Origin of the sequence: Chryseobacillus diguaensis, from assembly GCF_049220665.1 — a bacterium.
Lineage (GTDB): Bacteria > Bacillota > Bacilli > Bacillales > Bacillaceae > Metabacillus_B.
Genome location: NZ_JBMKNV010000003.1, coordinates 242,609 through 260,650, shown reverse-complemented (window position 1 = coordinate 260,650; position 18,042 = coordinate 242,609). Strand labels below are relative to the sequence as shown.

General features: G+C 40.5%; 14 protein-coding genes, 1 pseudogene and 1 other annotated feature. Of the genes and pseudogenes, 2 read left to right on the top strand and 13 right to left on the bottom strand.

Annotation, left to right across the window (positions count from 1 at the left end; translation table 11 throughout):
* Window positions 1-10: 10 nt before the first annotated feature.
* The 10 genes and pseudogenes from pilM to ACOT8F_RS06265 all read right to left on the bottom strand — a co-directional run bounded on the left by pilM (window position 11) and on the right by ACOT8F_RS06265 (window position 11,544).
* The gene (gene pilM / locus ACOT8F_RS06310; RefSeq protein WP_421650719.1) at window positions 11-505 is read right to left on the bottom strand and encodes a type IV pilus biogenesis protein PilM; all 495 of its coding nucleotides are present in this window, start codon (window positions 503-505) and stop codon (window positions 11-13) included.
* 141 nt (window positions 506-646) lie between these two features.
* Window positions 647-1,414 carry a prepilin peptidase gene (locus ACOT8F_RS06305; protein ID WP_421650718.1) on the bottom strand — a complete coding sequence of 256 codons (768 nt, stop codon included), beginning with the start codon at window positions 1,412-1,414 and terminating at the stop codon, window positions 647-649.
* A gap of 72 nt (window positions 1,415-1,486) precedes the next feature.
* Window positions 1,487-1,927, bottom strand: a complete 441-nt coding sequence (locus ACOT8F_RS06300; RefSeq protein WP_421650717.1) for a type II secretion system protein — start codon at window positions 1,925-1,927, stop codon at window positions 1,487-1,489.
* Window positions 1,928-2,020: 93 nt separating this feature from the next.
* A pseudogene (locus tag ACOT8F_RS06295) lies at window positions 2,021-3,216 on the bottom strand (type II secretion system F family protein).
* The gene (locus tag ACOT8F_RS06290; RefSeq protein WP_421650716.1) at window positions 3,216-3,521 is read right to left on the bottom strand and encodes a hypothetical protein; all 306 of its coding nucleotides are present in this window, start codon (window positions 3,519-3,521) and stop codon (window positions 3,216-3,218) included. Before ACOT8F_RS06290 ends, ACOT8F_RS06295 begins: the two are co-directional and overlap by 1 nt.
* Entirely contained in the window at window positions 3,478-4,524 is a 1,047-nt protein-coding gene (locus ACOT8F_RS06285) for a hypothetical protein (protein WP_421650715.1), read from the bottom strand. The genes ACOT8F_RS06290 and ACOT8F_RS06285 overlap by 44 nt, the downstream gene beginning before the upstream one ends.
* A gap of 30 nt (window positions 4,525-4,554) precedes the next feature.
* Window positions 4,555-5,172, bottom strand: a complete 618-nt coding sequence (locus ACOT8F_RS06280) for a vWA domain-containing protein (protein WP_421650714.1) — start codon at window positions 5,170-5,172, stop codon at window positions 4,555-4,557.
* A gap of 116 nt (window positions 5,173-5,288) precedes the next feature.
* Window positions 5,289-6,998: a GGDEF domain-containing protein gene (locus ACOT8F_RS06275; RefSeq protein WP_421650713.1), complete on the bottom strand. Its 1,710-nt coding sequence runs from the start codon at window positions 6,996-6,998 to the stop codon at window positions 5,289-5,291.
* Between the two features lie 326 nt (window positions 6,999-7,324).
* Window positions 7,325-8,635 (bottom strand): bifunctional folylpolyglutamate synthase/dihydrofolate synthase, encoded by a 1,311-nt coding sequence (locus ACOT8F_RS06270; protein ID WP_421650712.1) that lies wholly within the window; start codon window positions 8,633-8,635, stop codon window positions 7,325-7,327.
* 260 nt (window positions 8,636-8,895) lie between these two features.
* Window positions 8,896-11,544 (bottom strand): valine--tRNA ligase, encoded by a 2,649-nt coding sequence (locus ACOT8F_RS06265; RefSeq protein WP_421650711.1) that lies wholly within the window; start codon window positions 11,542-11,544, stop codon window positions 8,896-8,898.
* A gap of 185 nt (window positions 11,545-11,729) precedes the next feature.
* Window positions 11,730-11,957: a binding site (T-box leader), on the bottom strand.
* A 221-nt stretch (window positions 11,958-12,178) separates the two neighbouring features.
* On the opposite strand from ACOT8F_RS06265, the gene ACOT8F_RS06260 reads away from it, so the two are divergent.
* Together ACOT8F_RS06260 and poxB are read left to right on the top strand one after the other, a co-directional pair.
* Window positions 12,179-12,370, top strand: coding sequence for a hypothetical protein (locus tag ACOT8F_RS06260; protein WP_421650710.1), 192 nt, complete (start codon window positions 12,179-12,181; stop codon window positions 12,368-12,370).
* Window positions 12,371-12,496: 126 nt separating this feature from the next.
* Window positions 12,497-14,221: a ubiquinone-dependent pyruvate dehydrogenase gene (gene poxB / locus ACOT8F_RS06255; protein WP_421650709.1), complete on the top strand. Its 1,725-nt coding sequence runs from the start codon at window positions 12,497-12,499 to the stop codon at window positions 14,219-14,221.
* A 126-nt stretch (window positions 14,222-14,347) separates the two neighbouring features.
* On the opposite strand, the gene ysxE is transcribed toward poxB, so the two are convergent.
* The 3 genes from ysxE to hemL all read right to left on the bottom strand — a co-directional run bounded on the left by ysxE (window position 14,348) and on the right by hemL (window position 18,030).
* The gene (gene ysxE / locus ACOT8F_RS06250) at window positions 14,348-15,367 is read right to left on the bottom strand and encodes a spore coat protein YsxE (RefSeq protein ID WP_421650708.1); all 1,020 of its coding nucleotides are present in this window, start codon (window positions 15,365-15,367) and stop codon (window positions 14,348-14,350) included.
* 154 nt (window positions 15,368-15,521) lie between these two features.
* Window positions 15,522-16,610 carry a stage VI sporulation protein D gene (spoVID, locus tag ACOT8F_RS06245; protein WP_421650707.1) on the bottom strand — a complete coding sequence of 363 codons (1,089 nt, stop codon included), beginning with the start codon at window positions 16,608-16,610 and terminating at the stop codon, window positions 15,522-15,524.
* Window positions 16,611-16,743: 133 nt separating this feature from the next.
* Entirely contained in the window at window positions 16,744-18,030 is a 1,287-nt protein-coding gene (gene hemL / locus ACOT8F_RS06240) for a glutamate-1-semialdehyde 2,1-aminomutase (protein WP_421650706.1), read from the bottom strand.
* Between the last annotated feature and the right edge of the window lie 12 nt (window positions 18,031-18,042).

The following is an 18,042-nucleotide window of genomic DNA, read 5'->3' as shown; positions in this document are numbered from 1 at the left end:
AACATTTTCTTTAGACCTTACATTTATATAAGCGAAAAACACAAAGGGGAGAGATGTCGGCTGTAGAAAGCTTTAGTTTTTTTGTTTCAAAAAACTCAGCATATTCTTTCACTAGCGGTTCAGGAGCTGCAAACAATATGGCTTCCCGTTCTCCATCTCCTTCTGACATGATTTGATAATCAAACACTGGCTCTTCAAATGGCAAATGAATATTGTTGCCAAGCTCAAGATAGAGATATCCTTTAATTTCATCATTTTTAACGTCAGCAGGAATGGTGATTTTCTTAATGATAACATAAGCATCCGGCACCATAAAACGGATATACCGCCTCTTTAAAGACCACTCTTGAATGCTTTCATCCATGATCATGGAGAGCTTCTCTTTATTGATAATTTTTCCATTCTCAATAATTCCTGCAGGAAGGCAGTGTTCGCCAAAGCGATGAACGACTAGCGGATCTATGGATTTTAATTCTAAAAACTGAATGGAATAATCCGTCAGCATAATTTTGGCTAAGCTATATTTAGTAACGAAAGAATGGCAGATTCATAGGGTTGCTCCTTTTATATAGCGTCATTCGCAAAGATGGCTGCTGCCTAGCAAATTTTCAAGGCGGGCCCTCAGCAGCTATGTATAAATAAAACATTAAAAAGAAAAAAAGGCAGTAAAATACCAATCAATGAGATGGTTCCCGAAGAAATAGGACAAGAGAGCCCCGATAACGAGGAAAGGCCCAAACGGAAAAGGCTTGCCTCTTTTAACGATACCTGTCATTAAGCCGGCTCCCCCCGCTGCTGTTCCAACGAGCGTGGCAAGAAAAAATGCCAGAAGGACAAGCTTCCACCCAAGCAATACACCAAACACTGCAAGGAGCTTCATGTCCCCTCCTCCCATGCCGCCGCGGCTTATCAGGATGATCAGAAAGGGAATGATAAAACCAACAAACAGTCCAATAAACATATCGTACCAAGGAGTGAGCGGTATTATGATTCTTTCTGCTAGAGTTAGAGGCAAAAAGAAAAGCAGAACCTTATCAGGGATAATCATATAAGCAATATCGGAAACACTAATGATCATGCACAGGGAAACAAGTGTCCAGGCAATAACCAATTCCTTTGACCATCCCACCAATAAAGGTGATATCGTAAAAAGAATTGCTGTGAACAGCTCCATAAATGGATAAATAGGAGAGATTGCTGTTTTACAAGACTTGCATTTTCCGTTTTGAACAACGAAAGAAAATATAGGGACTAGCTCCCAAGGCTTTAGCTTATGTCCGCATTTTGGGCAGGCTGAGCCAGGTCTAACAATTGATTGGTTTTGGGGTACACGAAGACCCACGACATTGAAGAAGGAACCGAATGCGGTACCTAGGATGAATAGGTAGGTGTGTAGGATGATTGGAATGGTCATAGAATTACTCCTAAATGATTTATGTTTTAAAAAACTATGTAGTCCCAATTATGGGACTACATAGTTTAATTATTATTGAACTTGAATATCATTTCTCGTTAAGTCTTTTGCATCTTTAGTTTGACTAGCTGATTTTATATATCCACTTGTTCCGTTAAGTAGAACATTAAAAGTATAAATACTACCTGTTTTATTAATTGTCACTGTAGTTATAGTTTCATCATAATTGCCACTAGTGCTAGGATCTTTTATGTGCTCAAGATGCCCCTGTTTAATTAGATCATCAAGTGTAACTGTTGAAGGGAAAGTCTTAATTTTTTCGGAAGTTACATACAATCTTGCTCCGTTTGCAATTTGTTGAGCATTTGGTAAATGAGCATCAATTTTAGAATTCTTAATCATTCCGCCTACAGCTGGAATAGCAATAGCTGCAATAATACCAAGAATAACTACAACAGCCAGTAACTCGATCAGTGTCAAACCACGCTGATCTTTCAACATTTTCTTAAACACTTTCAGTTCCCCCTATTTCTTAGTAAATAATCCCTAATTTACAAGATGATTATACATGACAATATACCTTAAATTTAATAATTTTTTGTAAAATTATTTATGAATATGGTTAAATATATCGAACATCGGAATAATGTTAGCGATGACTATTGTCCCAACTATTCCAGCTAGCAAAACAATCATTAAAGGTTCTATTATGGCTTTAAGCCTATCAGTACTGTTCTCAACTTCTTCTTCATAAAAATCTGCCACTTTTCCAAGCATCGCATCAAGAGACCCAGTTTCCTCTCCTATCGCTATTATTTGAGTAACCAATGGTGGAAAAGCCCAGTGTCTTTTCATCGGTTCTGTTAGGGATAAACCATTTTCCAGAGAAATTTTGGATTGTCCTATAACTTTTGCTATTACTTCATTTTCAACAATCTTTTCAACGATTCCCATTGCTTGAAGTATTGGAACAGAGCTAGAGAAAAGTGAACTTAACGTTCTAGTCATTCTTGCAAGGACTGCCTTTTGAATCATCCCTCCAAAAAAGGGAAGCTTCAAAGCAATTAAATCTAAGTAGTATTTCGCAGCAAAATTTTTTCTTAATAAAATGAAAAAAACAACGGCAAGGATCATTAATCCTATCACAAGCCACCAATAAGCCTGCATAAAATTACTCGAGTTAACCAACAAATAGTGTAATAGCTGGAAGCTTAGCACCAAAACCTGCAAACATGGTTACAAAAGTCGGTACCACAGATAAAAGCAAGAAGATTACAACCCCTACAGCTACTATTGCAACTGTAATTGGGTAAGCTAATGCTGACTGTATTTTCTGCTTTGTTCTATTTTGCTTTTCAAAGTGTTCTGCAAGGCGTTCAAGAGTATCATCCATATTTCCTCCTGCTTCGCCCGCTCGAATCATGTTAATGAACATGCTCGAAAATATCTTAGAATGTTTTGCTGCAGCAACTGAAAGCTGATTACCTTCTCTAAGGTCCTCTTCCATTTGCTCTAATGCTTTTTGAAGAGGTTTACTGCTAGTTTGTTTTGACAGGATATTCGTTGCTTCAACTACAGAGATTCCTGCTCAAATTGTCTGATGCAGATAACAAAATCCTGCAGTTTAACCGGGTTCCAATAGAAATATCCTTTGTAAATAACGATTCAGGCACTTCACTAATCTGCGTAATTCGAATCCCTGACTCGCCAAGCTTCATCACAGCATCGCGCTTGGAAGGTGATGTTAGCTTTCCCGAAACCTTTCCTGTCTTATCCCTGCCCTCATATTGAAACCTTGCCATTATTCAGCCTTCCCTTGCATATACGGCAGGGCTGAGTCCATTGAAATAACCCCGCTTTTGACAAACTCATCGAGCTTGCTTTGAAAGGAATGCATTCCCTGTGCCCGGCTAGTCTGGATGACGCTCGGAATTTGATGGGTTTTTTCGTTTCGAATCAGGTTTCCGACTGCTGCATTGTTTAAGAGAACCAGGTGATAATAGAAAATACATTGATCAACTAAAAAAGCTTTTGGGATGGTGAACTCCCAAAAGCTTTTTCTTTTACCATTTATAATTATCAGATTGTATTTTACTGCTTGTATCATTTGCACCAACATAAATCATAATCGCGGCTTGAAAGTTTTTAGCTTTGTCTAACGCATTTGCTGTCACTATAGCATAACCTTGACTAACCCCTTCTGCAGTCCAAATCCCATTTTCTGATGTAAGGCGAATAATCTCAGAGTCATTACTTTCTATACTATGAATCAATTGATTCAATGCATTGGATGGTTTGAAGCTGATTAAACTAGTTTCAGGGTCATTCAATTTCACCTTATCTCCAACCTTTATATTTAAGACACTACTAGAAAAGTTTATACTCTCTAGCGGAACATCCTTTACGTTAACTTTTACGCTTTTATTGACTTTATAATCGCCTCCGTTATAAGTCACTTCAAAGTTAATCGTATATTCCCCTTCAGCGCTGAATACAAGAGGAATGTTATATGTCAAACCTGAAGTTGGAGGATCCGGATTAAACGGTAAATCATTTAAATACATAATATAGCTGTCGCCGGACTTTTGAATTTTAGTCGCACTCGAAGCAATAGCAACATTATCTGGCAGTGAAAATTTCACATATCCATTTGAGAGTATTGGGTATTGGGAGGAAATATTTTTGGACATTTCCTGGAAAAATGAAATGATATCTTGTTGATTGGCAGCATTTTTCGCCTGTCCATTTGCTTTTAAAGAAATATCGGTTAATAGATTCATATCTAGTGTTTGTGCTTCTCCAAAACCGATCGAATTTAATACAATATACTCGTTAGAAAGCAGCTGGGCCTGCTCATTGATATGGCTTTTAATTAGCTCTGGAGCTAAAGTACTGGCTCTTGATTGCAGATATAGCATGTTGTTGCTTAGAACAAAAACATTATTCCGATCACTGTTTGTATCTACATATAAATCCTTGTTTCCTGTAATATTATCGTAAATATCACTGATTATATAATAGTCATTTAAAAAACCAACGTATTGTCCTGATAAATATTTATCTGCATAACTCCAGTAACCATATGTATTATAATAATCATTTGGAATCATTAGTCTTGCGTATTTCCCACTAACTGATACTTATTTATGAGAATTTGTTGGCTTCCCGTCTGTCATAAAAATAATATATTTTTTTCTATTTTGGCTTAATGGATCCTGTTCAAAGATTTGCCTTGCTTTTTCTAAAGCCTGTGTATAAGTTGTGCCACCGCCGGCCGTAATAGTATTAACGATTGTTGCGATAGAATTAGGATCTTCTTTAAAGGTAAACTGTGAATATTGGCTATTCACATCAGAATCAAAGGATACAAGAGCAAATCTGTCCTTAACTTTCCGGTTTTTATTGTTATCCGAGAATGTCTTGACTGCTTCCCTGACTGCCTGCTGTGCATAAAGTAACTTAGGCTGTCCGCTTATTTTATCAATACCCATAGAACCTGATTTATCAAATACAAATACAACATCTGCCGGATCCCTCTCAGTAGAAGGAGCTTTTCCTTGAGGCAATAAATTTAGTATGACATTCGTTTCTGGATTTCTATTTGTAAATTCTCTTTGAAGCTGATTTTGAGGAGCTGAAACACTAGCATCAAGAGAAATCCCAGAAGCAGCAGCAGATGCAAATTTAATAGGTATAAAGACTTGAACCAAAATCAGAAAAAGTGCTGTAAATGAGACGGCTCTTCCATTAATGCGCATGAATCTCCTCCAATTGGCATCTTTATTTTAGAAAACAATGCCTTTTCAAACATATTATACCAAAATCCTACAATTAAGTAATAGTATTTTACTAGTCCAAAGGACATATTTGCATATTATCTTGCGTATTCGGCTACTTTGTTTCTTCCGGCTTGTTTTGCGCCAACATACATGGCTCTGTCAGCATGCCTGATTAAAGAAAGTTCATCATCGGCATCATCAAAAGCTGTAGCGATTCCGATGCTCGCCGTTATGCTAAGGGCTGTTTTGTTTTTGTCCTCTTTTATATTTTGCTCAAGCACAAATGGAGAGGAGGCAATTTCATTTCTGACACCCTCCGCAAAGGCAAAACAGGCGTTTTTGTCGACATTTGGCAGTAGGATCACAAATTCTTCTCCGCCGTAACGGAAAACGGTTCCCCGCTCACCTGTAAATCTCTCCAGCCTTGCTGCTAACTGAATCAGCACCTCGTTGCCTGATTGGTGGCCATATGTGTCATTAACTTGCTTAAAGTGATCGATGTCCAATATAACGAGAGATAAACGTTCCAAGGAATTCTTTTTCAGCTTCATAAATTGAGATTCAAGCTCCATTTCCAAGTAACGGTAATTGTAAAGCTTCGTCAAAGAACAGCGGACACTCTGTTCTCTTGTCAGTTCATGGTTTCTTGCATTTTCGATCGCTACACCGAGATGGGCAGTCAGAAGTTCTACAATCATCAGCTGATAATTTTCATACGCTCTCTTATTGTTCGAAGTGAACAATACAATCCCTGTTACTCTCTGATTGCGGATAATCGGTACAGAAATGACGCTTTCCACACTTTCAGGCAAAGGCGAATGACCAATTTCAGTCCAGGCAATCCGTTTTTTAAATAGCAGCCCCTTTTTAATCCGATAGGTGTATCCGCTTATTCCTTCCTGAATCGGGAAGGTTTCCATTGTCCCTACTGTTACTTTTCCATCTGCCATCTTACGTATTATCTTAAAATGGGAGTCTTCTGCAACATCTATAATATAGGCATAATCTGCATGGATCATAGAAGTCATTTGTTCATGAAAAACATCTAGCACTTCGTCTACTTCAAGTCTTTCTGTCAGCTGTTTTCCTATATCAGCTGCTTGCTGCAGGTATCCATTTACTTTTTGGCTGGAATAATACAGATTGAGGATAACGGCAAGGGTAATCATAGGAATTCCTACATAAAGAATAGCAGGCATTCCAAGCTGAGCGTACAGAATGTATAGGATGATCCCTACGGGCAATACCATAATGGAGCTGTAAATCTCCCACCAGAAATCCTTTGTGAAAAATTTCTGCTGCCGCTGATACAGCCCTATTCTTGCAGAGTGCAGCAGCAAATGATTTGAAATCCATACCACAAGAGAATATCCTGCAACAGTCAGCAAAAAATTCACGGAGAATTCTATTTTTCCATGCTTTCCGCTGATCAGTTCATAAAAAGCTCCACCTAAAAAGGAAACCAATAAAAACATTAACGAATTAACAGCATAACGAAAATGAGATGTCCAGCCAACTCTCATGTTGATCATGACAAAGACTATTGCAATTTGCATCATGACCATCTCTGCAAAAAAGCCAAAATATAAAAAAACAGCCAGAGCAACACCTTCCACAAAAAAGATCGGTGTATCATTAACCACAATCGGTTTTAAGCAAACGATGCAAATTAAAATTAAAAAAAGCAAGAGGTCAATGTAATTGCCTGATAGTGACGGAGGCCATAAATAATAGGTTCCAGCTAAAATAAACGGGAATAAAATAGCCCAGCCGGTCCATAGGATCACCTGTCGTTTCCTCTCCAAAAATTCCACACCCTTCTCTATCCCTGTCTCTATTTTCTATATTTTAGCAAAATTTCTGAAAACTGTCTTATGTTTTTAGGTTTTTAGACCTAAAGATTTTCTTTTTTATTTCCACATTGGTCCCATCTGATTAAAATTTTAACAAATAGAAAAAAATCTTTGCCAGAAATTCTGGCAAAGATTTTTTTATTCTTTGGCTCTATTAAACTTGTCTGTTGAGCCTCCTCGCCGCTATGCTCCTGCTTAGGTCTCCCTTGACTCGCACTCCCGCAGGATTCTCCGCCTTACGCTCCAATCAACAGGTGCTCAAACATCAACACCATTCGTTAACATAGCCTATTTTTTTCAATTAAGGATTTCCGCACCTGTGAAATAAAGTAAAGTGAGCCTGTAATGACAAACAGCTCATCCTCTTTCATTTCCCCGGCAATTTTTTTTATTCCATGCTGCCAGTCTGGAAGAATCAATTTACGGCTATGATTACTTGACTTGTAGAGAGTTTCTGCTGATGCCGCTCGTGGAAAGTCAAAAGAAGCAAAATACAGATGGTCTGCAACGCCTTCGAGCTGGCTTACCATAAGAGAATATTCTTTATCCTCCAATGCAGCAAAAAGAAGGCGGATTTTTTTGTCAGGATAGTGGCGCAGCAACGTATTGACTAAGCTTTCAACACCCTCCCGGTTATGAGCCCCGTCCAAAATGATTTTCGGTACCTCTGAGATGATCTCAAACCTTCCATTCCAATACGCCTCTTGCAGCCCTTTTCGAATGTGGTCCTCTGAAAGCTCATAAATTCCGTCTTTATTCAGCAGTTCAGCAGCCATTACAGCAAGAGAGGCATTCTTCATTTGATGGATGCCTGTCATATGAATGTTCATTTTTTTAAAGGCGGAAAACGGGGTAGTCACTGAAAATACTTCTCCATCCTCCTGAACAGCTGCTTCCTGAATGATGATTTCCTGATTCAGCTCGTATAAAGGAGCATTTTCTGCCAATGCCTTTTCTCCGATAACCAGCGCTGCTTCAAGGTTTTCCGCTCCGCTGATCACTGGGGCATTTTCTTTAATAATCCCTGCTTTTTCTCCGGCAATCTCTGCAATAGAATTTCCAAGAATGTTCATATGATCATGTCCTACTGTTGTAATAATAGACAGCAGAGGATGGATAATATTTGTTGAATCCCACTTTCCTCCGAGCCCTACTTCTAAAAGGAGAATATCCGGAGGTGCGATTCTGCCAAAATAATAAAAAGCCATTGCTGTTATCACTTCAAATTCCGTTGGTGATCCAAGCTCTGTTTCTTCCAATTCCTCCACAATCGGTTTTAATCTGTTTACAAGATCAATCATCGATTGATCACTGATTGGCGTTCCGTCCATACTGATTCTTTCATTAAATGTTTCAAGATAAGGGGAGGTAAAGGTTCCTGCGCTATAGCCTGCTTCGTTAAAAATGCTTCGCAGGTAAGCCACTGTAGAGCCCTTTCCATTCGTTCCTCCGACATGAATGATTGGAATTTCTTTTTCAGGATGGCCTAGTTTCTCCATCATTTTCTGCATTCTTATTAACCCGGGTTTTATTCCGAACTTTAGTCTGGAATGAATCCAGTGCAATGCTTCTTCATAGGACATAAACATTTTGCATGACAGCTCCTCTACTCCAAAAACACAGCTAGAAAGGATTTTTTTATAGGCTCTTTTCTTAAACATTGTTGTTTTTTCATCCATTTAAGTGATGATAGAGCAAGGATTCACTTGCGAATTTTTTAAGAAAAGATGCCACGAAGTTAGTCTTTATACGTGTTCTAAGATATTATGAATAGCAGCAACTATACGAAAACAGCCTTTTTATAAACGTACGGGTGATCTTCTAGTATAGAAGATCACCCGAATTTGCATCAGATTCCTTTTAATTCTTCAATCCTTGCCAATACAGCATCTCTTTTTTCAGAGTAATCTTTTTCTTTTGCACGTTCTTCTTCAATTACTTTTTCCGGAGCTTTTTTTACAAAGCCTTCATTTCCAAGCTTTTTCTGAACCCGTTCTACTTCTTTGTTCAGTTTATCCAATTCTTTTTCAAGACGCTTAATTTCTTCATCAATATTGATAAGCCCTTCTAATGGAAGAATAAGCTCCGCACCCGTTACAACGGCAGTCATTGCTTTATCAGCGGTTTCTAGCTCTGTTCCGATTTCAAGTGAACTCGGGTTGCACAAGCGCTCCAGATATGAACGGTTGCTTTCAAGCTGTCTCGCTGTTTCTTCTGATTTTGTCTGAATTTGCAGCTGAATTTGTTTGCTCATTGGCGTATTCACTTCAGCGCGAATATTCCTTACGGAGCGGATGATTTCAACAAGCTGCTTCATTTCAGCTGCAGCTTTTTCATCATTTAATTCAGGGTTGGCTTCAGGCCATTTGGCAATGGTGATTGACTCTCCCTTATGAGGCAGGTTCTGCCAGATTTCTTCTGTAAGGAACGGCATTAGAGGATGAAGAAGTCTCATTGTCTGATCAAGCACATAGGCCAAATTGGACCGGGTTGTCAGTTTCGCTTTTTCATCTTCACCGTACAGCGGGATTTTCGCCATCTCAATGTACCAGTCGCAGAAATCATCCCAAATGAAGTTGTAAAGAAGGCGGCCGACTTCTCCGAATTCATATCGGTCAGCAAGCTTCGTCACCTGTTCGATCGTTTCGTTTAACCTTGTTAGAATCCATTTATCAGCAACTGACTTTTCTCCTGACAAATCAATCTGGTCATAAGTCAAACCTTCCATATTCATTAATGCAAAGCGGGAAGCATTCCAAATTTTATTGGCAAAGTTCCAGGTAGATTCTACTTTTTCATAGCTGAAGCGAAGATCCTGGCCTGGAGAGCTTCCAGTAGACAGGAAGTAGCGAAGGGAATCTGCTCCATACTTTTCGATTACTTCCATCGGGTCTACACCGTTACCAAGTGATTTACTCATTTTTCTTCCTTCAGAATCCCTTACAAGACCGTGAATGAGCACATCTTTAAATGGACGCTGTTCAGTAAATTCAAGTCCCTGGAAAATCATTCTTGAAACCCAGAAGAAGATGATATCATAGCCTGTTACAAGCGCATCGTTCGGATAATAGCGCTGAAAATCAATCGATTCTGTATCAGGCCATCCCATTGTAGAAAATGGCCACAATGCTGAGCTGAACCATGTATCCAGCACATCTTCATCCTGCTTCCAATTTTCTATATCCTGAGGAGGCTGATGCCCTACATGAACTGCACCTGTTTCTTTATGATACCAGGCAGGAATACGATGGCCCCACCATAACTGACGGGAAATACACCAGTCTCTGATATTTTCCATCCAGTGCAGATACGTTTTTTCAAAACGTTCTGGCACAAAGTTCACTTTATTATCTGTGGATTGAAGCTTAACTGCTTTATCAGCCAGCGGCTGCATTTTTACGAACCATTGAGTAGACAAGTAAGGCTCAACAACAGCCCCGCTTCTTTCACTATGGCCTACTGAATGAAGATGATCTTCAATTTTGAAAAGCACTCCAGCTTCTTGAAGGTCTTTGACAATTTGCTTTCTGCACTGGAAGCGGTCCATTCCCTCATATTTGCCTGCTTTTTCATTCATTGTGCCGTCTTCATTCATCACTAAAATCCGTTCAAGATCATGGCGGTTGCCGAGCTCAAAGTCGTTTGGATCATGGGCAGGAGTAATTTTCACTGCACCAGAACCAAAATCCATTTCAACATAATCATCCGCAACAATCGGTATTTCACGGCCAACGATCGGGAGAATCAATGTTTTGCCGATCAAATGCTTGTAGCGCTCGTCTTCAGGGTGAACAGCTACAGCAGTATCCCCAAGCATCGTTTCAGGACGGGTTGTAGCAATTTCGATATAGCCGCTTCCGTCTTTTAGCGGGTAGCGCATATGATAAAAGGCTCCCTGAACATCTTTATAAATAACCTCAATATCGGATAAGGCCGTTTTTGTTGCCGGATCCCAGTTGATGATATATTCTCCGCGATAAATTAACCCTTTATTGTATAAGGTGACGAATACTTCACGAACGGCTTTAGAAAGCCCTTCATCAAGGGTAAATCTCTCTCTGGAGTAATCAAGGCCAAGGCCAAGCTTCGCCCACTGAGCTCGGATAAACGCTGCATATTCTTCTTTCCATTTCCATGTTTCTTCTACAAATGCTTCACGGCCAAGGTCATAACGCGATTTTCCTTCTTCACGAAGTTTTCCTTCCACCTTAGCCTGTGTGGCGATTCCGGCATGGTCCATTCCCGGCAGCCATAATACATCGTAGCCCTGCATGCGTTTCATACGGGTTAGAATATCCTGAAGGGTTGTATCCCAAGCGTGCCCAAGATGTAATTTCCCGGTTACATTTGGAGGAGGAATAACAATCGTATAAGGTTCTTTTGTTTGGTCATTGGAAGCTTCAAAAAACTTTCCTTTCAGCCAAAAATCGTACCGGTCCTTCTCAATAGCATTCGGATCATATTTTGTCGGCATTGCTAATGGTTCTTGTTCGCTCATCTTGCTTTTCCTCCTTATTATCAAGGCTCTTCCTTGGGCGGTCCGGGAGCCTCCTCGGTACTTTGAACATGCGGGGTCTCCCTTGACACGCTCATCCCGCAGGAGTCTCGTGCCTTCCGCTCCAATCAAACTGCCTAATCAGCATTCAGCTTTAACTTGCCTAAAACATAAAAAACTCCCCTCATCCAAAGGACGAAAGGAGTAAATTTCGCGGTACCACCTTAATTCACGGTACAGAAAAAACCGTGCTCTCATATGCAATAACGGCAGTGTTTGCCGGCCATCCCTACTTTTGTTCAGGAAAGCTGCTCCAGGGTGACTTCGACTGTTGGTTCCTTAAGAAATCTTTCAGCAAATGATTTCTCTCTCTATAAGGCGCAGTACAGTGTACTCTTCCCTTTCAAAGCAGTTAACATCTTATAAATTGGATATGTACTTATAGTATTACAAAAATGTTTTTACCGTCAAGGCTGTTTTCCCGAGATTGCTGCAATCTTTATAAGTGCAGATTTTAAAGCACCTTAGTCAATCATCTTATCCGTTTTTCGCCGTTTTATTCAGAATAGGCAAGCACGAAATGGGACGAATGCACATAGTCTGCTCATATCAACATGAAGTGAGGAGAGATTTTTCCATGCGCAGAGGGTTTAACCGGTATAACCTACCTGTATGGCTAAAAGAATTCCGGGCGGTTGGAATTCAATTTGTTATTCCGCTGGCCGTATTTCAGGGCATACGAACGATACTTTTTCCAACTTCTTTTGACGTTATTCTGCTTGCAGCTCTCATTATTCTGGCCCTCGGAGTCCATTTGGAATGGTTTTAAAGAGGCTCCTTGGATGCCTCTTTTTTATTACCATCAAAAAAGTATAACTGCCAAAAGAATTACAAAGAATGATTAATGATAGCATTCTTGTACTTGTTAAACCCTATACATAAAAGGAGAAGTGACATGAAAAAAACGATAGCAGACCTGCTTATTGATTCATTGCTTCATGCAGGAGTAAAGCGTATTTATGGCATCGTAGGAGACTCATTGAATGCCGTACTTGATTCGATCCGCCGCTCTGGAAAAATTGAATGGATTTCTGTCCGGCATGAAGAGGTTGCCGCTTTTGCAGCAGGTTCTGATTCTCTTTTGAGCAAAAGTATTGCGGTCTGCGCAGGAAGCAGCGGACCAGGAAACCTCCACCTTATCAACGGATTGTATGATTGCCACAGAAATCGGATCCCGGTTCTTGCGATAGCTGCCCATATTCCAAGCAATGAAATTGGCGGAGACTATTTTCAGGCAACACGTCCTGATCAGCTTTTTAAAGACTGCAGCCACTTTACGGAAGTTGTCACAAGGCCAGAACAAATGCCGCGGCTTGTTACCATTGCCATGCAGCATGCTGTATCAAGAAAAGGCGTCTCTGTTCTTGTTCTTCCAGGTGATGTCGCCTCGCTTAGTGACAGCGAAATGGTTCCTGAACAGGTTATTCATGTGACAGCGCCTGTTGTAAGGCCTTCTGATGATGAATTGAAGAAGCTTGCAGGTTATTTAAATAAAGGAAAGCGGGTAACACTTCTTTGCGGTGCCGGCTGTGAAGGTGCACATGGGGAGCTGATGCAGCTTTGTGAGAAGCTGCAATCACCTATGGTCATCGCACTAAGAGGAAAAGAGTTTCTCGAGTACGATAATCCTTATCTCGTCGGGCTTACAGGATTAATCGGCTATTCCTCCGGTTATCATGCCATGATGAATTGCGATGTTCTTTTGATGCTTGGGACCGATTTTCCTTACCGCCAGTTTTTCCCTAAAGATGCCGTTATTCTGCAGGTTGATATCAGAGCTGAACATTTAGGACGCCGTGCGGCTCTGACTTACGGACTTTGCGGAGATGTAAAAAATACGATTGAGCCGTTAATGCCTTTATTAACAAAAGAACATTCTTCGCTCCATTTGGACAAGTATGTTTCAGACTACAAAAACGTCCGTAAATCTCTTGATAAGCTTGCTGTAGGGAAACCTGGAAAAAAACTTATTCACCCGCAGCATTTAACAAAAGCAGTCAGTGACCTTGCAAGTGAGGATGCCATCTTTTCATGTGATGTCGGCTCCCCTACATTATGGGCCGCCAGGTATTTAGAAATGAACGGAAAAAGAAGGCTCCTCGGTTCCTTTAATCATGGAACAATGGCCAATGCTCTTCCCCAGGCAATTGGCGCCCAGGCTGCAAAACCAAATTCCCAGGTCATTGCGTTATCCGGAGACGGCGGCTTAACGATGCTGATGGGAGACCTTTTAACCCTTCGCCAGCATAAGCTTCCTGTTAAGGTTGTCGTTTTCAATAACAGCGCTCTTAGCTTTGTGGAACTTGAAATGAAAGCAGCAGGCTATCTCGAAACAGGGACAGGTCTTGATAATCCTAATTTCGCTTCCGTTGCAGAAGCGCTCGGATTAAAAGGAATCAGAGTGGAGGATCCAGGAGATTTGGAGGATGCCCTCAAAATGGCTTTTTCACATGACGGCCCTGTGCTGATTGATGTTCTCGTCAACCGCCAGGAGCTTTCCCTGCCTCCTAAAATTGAATTGGAACAGGCTCATGGTTTCACGCTATGGATGTTAAAGGCTGTTCTAAACGGACACGGAAATGAACTGGTTGAGCTTGCTAAAACTAATTTGTTCCGATAAGACTTAATTTTGTCCAGATTTCAGGTGTTTTCAAGAAAAAAAAAGTTGGGAGAGCAACCAAAGTTTAGGAAAATAGTCTTAATAACATACATGTAAAAAGGAAACGCCAAGTATGGGCGTTTCCTTTTAAGTGCTGGCATTTTGAGCCATTTTCTTCTGATTTTCAATTTCTGTTACCCTCATAACAAAGTATTCTACATTCTTAAACGTCCAGTAAGCCTGCATGAGCCCTCTGTTATAATCCAGCTCTGATCGTCTCTCCTGTTTTTCTGCATATGAGCGGATACTCTGAAGAATCGGCTCCGGATAAGCCAGATAGCTTAAAAAGAGAGAAGTTTCTTCTTTTGAGTATGGAAATTGGCGCTGATAGCTGTAAAACCAGTCCACGCACTCGTCACAGCGAATTGGATACGTTTTAAAGGTTCTGGCGAAAAACTGCAGCATATCATCAATGGGATTTGAATAATGCGCTTTTTCAAAGTTGGTTAAATACGGCTTCCCGTCTCTGTCATAGATAAAGTGGCGGATGGAAAGGCGTCCATGATTCAGCACCATCCTCCCGTTCTCTTTTTCAGCCATTTCTTCCTTCCACTCATTCAGCTTTTCCCTTGCAAACTCAGATGCTCTGGAAACCTCCATATAATAGGTGACAGCCTGGAGTTCAAATGGCGAGAGATACCACTGTTTCTCACATTTTTCTACAAACCGTTCGTAATCATAAATATCTTTATTCCATTTTTTTGTGAGCCTTTCATGATGAAGCTCTGAATCTTTAGCTGTAAAGCTAACTTCCTTCAATGTCCGGCCGTGGAGCAATGCGATTTCTTTAAAAAAGTAATCATGCTTTGAATCACGCTCTTCTTCCTGTTCATCCTGAAACCAAGGCATCAAATAATAATACTGCTGGTTAACAGGCGTCAAATAACTCCCAGCCTGATTTTGATAAACAGGCACCAAATCGGAAAACCCTTTCTGCTGCAGCTCTCCAAGCAGCTCTGGAAAGTAATAATTACGGTTTTCCTTCATTTTTTTTAGTCCGAAAACCCCATGTTTCGTATAAACCTTAAGCAGATTCTGTGTGATTTGTTCAGCAAATTCCGGTTCCATTTGGTATTGGCTCAGGATATTAGAGACTTCTTCCATCATTTGAGTTTCACCACTTATCTTAAGCTTGGTTACATTACTTAACAGAAAAATTCCATAATTAAATGGAAAGTTGATGACTAATATTTTATAAAGGCATATGGCTCCCGCCTTACCTTTTAAACTGAAAGATAAGACAGGAGCCTTTAGGAAATTCTTACGATTTTAGATCTGCATAATCCGGGATATACAAAATAAGTCCTTCATAAACATCCCTGTCAGCTGTCAGCTCATTGACGCGCATCAGCTGCTGAACCGTGATATCATATCGTTCACAGATTGTATCAATGGTTTCTCCCTGCTGAACGATGCACATTTTCACTCTGGAGAATTCCTCTTCATCTTCTCTTGCAAAAATCTTTGTTAAATACAGAGCATTTTCATCTTGGCGAATTCCTTGTTTGGAAGAATCTTCCTTGTCAAAAACGATCGTTGGCTCTGTCTGCTTGTTCGATGGCTCTCTTGCTTCTTCATAGTGATGAACTTCAGAGGCTTCTTCAAAATGATGAACTTCAGAATCTTCATTATAGGATGCCGGTTCTTGTTGTTCATTCGAAAAATGAACTGTTTCTGTATCTGGTGTCTTTTTGACTTCCACCTCAAAAGGTGTATAAAGGTCATTTTCCTCATCATCACGTTCAGAATCATCCATGAAAATTTCCTGATAAGCCTGCTCTTTTTCTTCCTCTGCGATAGGTGCTCTGTACAATGCCGGTTCCTCTTCATAAGAAGCTTCTTCCTGTGCATAAACGGGTGATTCTTGTTCTTTTTCTAACAGGTGATCTTCAGGTGTGTATTCTTCTGCTTGTATCTCTTCTATTTGCTGTCTTGATACACCACTGATCGATAAATCGGCTAAAAGCTTAAGACATCTTTTCTCAGGAATTTCGTAATCAAATGTTTCAATGGTCACATACACTTCTTCAAGGGTCGGAATCCTATTTTTTGGAATTGTAATGTCCACAGGAAAACGGTGTTTTAATTCAGTAATTCCATCTTCTCTTGTTTCCGTTTCATTTACATAGCGAACATTCGCGTACTCAAATACCTCTTCAGACTGATGGTTTTCTGAAATTCTATATTCACCTGTCAGCTGAAGTGCCCCTTTTATCGAAACATACTGATCATGTTCCTGAATGGAGATATCCGGGTCCAACGTGACAGATAGCAATTCATGTACTTCCTGTCCCCTTTGGAACCAGACTGATTCTTCAACTGAAAAACGCAATGCCGAGTCCTGAAGCAATATGTTTTCCTCCTTTCATCCGCCTTGCCTAAACAACAATGACACTACAGATTTATGCGGAAAAACAAAAAAAAAGAACTAAAAAAACCCGGCCATCAGGATTTGACGAGATCCTTTAGACCAGGATTTGCTTCTATTTTAATACTGAAAATGCTTTTTCTGCTGCCTCAATTGTTTTTTGAATATCCTCATCACTGTGAGCAGTAGAAAGGAAAAGTCCCTCAAATTGGGATGGCGGCAAAAAGACGCCATTGTGGGCCATTTCTTTGTAATACTCAGCAAAGAATTCCAGGTTTGATGTGCGGGCTTTTTCATAATTGATGACTTCTTCATCAGTAAAGAAGAAGCCAATCATCGATCCTGCACGATTGATTGTATGCGGAATGCCATGTTTCGATGCAGCTTGTGCAAGGCCTTCTTCCAATTGATCTGCTTTTCTTCGGAATTCCTTGTAGTCATCAGGTGCAAGCTGAGTTAAAGTTTCGTATCCAGCCGTCATAGCAAGAGGATTTCCTGATAAAGTTCCAGCCTGATAAATAGGACCGCTCGGAGCAATCCGTTCCATGATTTCAGCTTTTCCTCCATAAGCTCCGACTGGAAGACCTCCTCCAATCACTTTGCCGAGGCAGGTTAAGTCAGGTGTAACACCGTAGTAACCTTGAGCACAGCTGTAGTCAACACGAAAACCCGTCATGACTTCATCGAAAATCAAGAGGGAGCCATATTCATTGGTGAGCTCGCGCAGACCTTCTAAAAATCCTGGAATAGGCGGCACAACTCCCATATTTCCTGCAACAGGCTCAACAATGACACCTGCGATGTCCTCTCCAAATTCTTTAAACGCATAACGGACACTTTCAATGTCATTGTATGGTACGGCAATAGTATTCTTTGCGATGCCTTCTGGCACCCCAGGGCTGTCAGGAAGTCCGAGTGTTGCAACTCCTGAACCGGCTTTAATAAGAAGGGAATCGCCATGCCCATGGTAGCAGCCTTCGAATTTCAGTATTTTATTGCGGCTGGTATAGCCCCTTGCTAGACGAAGGGCACTCATTGTAGCTTCTGTACCTGAGCTGACCATCCGGACAATGTCAATGGAAGGCACACGCTCGATTACAAGCTCAGCCAGCTTGTTTTCAATCAATGTCGGCGCTCCAAAGCTAGTACCTGATTCAACAACCTTTTTCACGGCTTCCACAACCTGATTATTTGAGTGGCCATGAATCAGCGGTCCCCAAGACAGCACATAATCAATGTATTCATTCCCGTCGATATCATAGATTTTAGATCCTTTTCCTCTTTCCATAAAAATAGGATCCATATTAACTGATCTGAACGCCCGAACAGGACTGTTTACACCGCCCGGCATTAATGTTAAAGCTTCCTGAAAAGCCTTTTTCGATTTTTCATAGCTTCGCATTTCGCATGCCCC

Coding starts and splice junctions, on each gene's coding strand:
- pilM (WP_421650719.1), bottom strand. CDS start 505: ATGCTGACGGATTATTCCATTCAGTTTTTAGAATTAAAATCCATAGAT.
- ACOT8F_RS06305 (WP_421650718.1), bottom strand. CDS start 1,414: ATGACCATTCCAATCATCCTACACACCTACCTATTCATCCTAGGTACC.
- ACOT8F_RS06290 (WP_421650716.1), bottom strand. CDS start 3,521: ATGATACAAGCAGTAAAATACAATCTGATAATTATAAATGGTAAAAGA.
- ACOT8F_RS06285 (WP_421650715.1), bottom strand. CDS start 4,524: ATGATTCCAAATGATTATTATAATACATATGGTTACTGGAGTTATGCA.
- ACOT8F_RS06280 (WP_421650714.1), bottom strand. CDS start 5,172: ATGCGCATTAATGGAAGAGCCGTCTCATTTACAGCACTTTTTCTGATT.
- ACOT8F_RS06270 (WP_421650712.1), bottom strand. CDS start 8,635: ATGTTTATGTCCTATGAAGAAGCATTGCACTGGATTCATTCCAGACTA.
- ACOT8F_RS06265 (WP_421650711.1), bottom strand. CDS start 11,544: ATGAGCGAACAAGAACCATTAGCAATGCCGACAAAATATGATCCGAAT.
- ACOT8F_RS06260 (WP_421650710.1), top strand. CDS start 12,179: ATGCGCAGAGGGTTTAACCGGTATAACCTACCTGTATGGCTAAAAGAA.
- poxB (WP_421650709.1), top strand. CDS start 12,497: ATGAAAAAAACGATAGCAGACCTGCTTATTGATTCATTGCTTCATGCA.
- ysxE (WP_421650708.1), bottom strand. CDS start 15,367: ATGATGGAAGAAGTCTCTAATATCCTGAGCCAATACCAAATGGAACCG.
- hemL (WP_421650706.1), bottom strand. CDS start 18,030: ATGCGAAGCTATGAAAAATCGAAAAAGGCTTTTCAGGAAGCTTTAACA.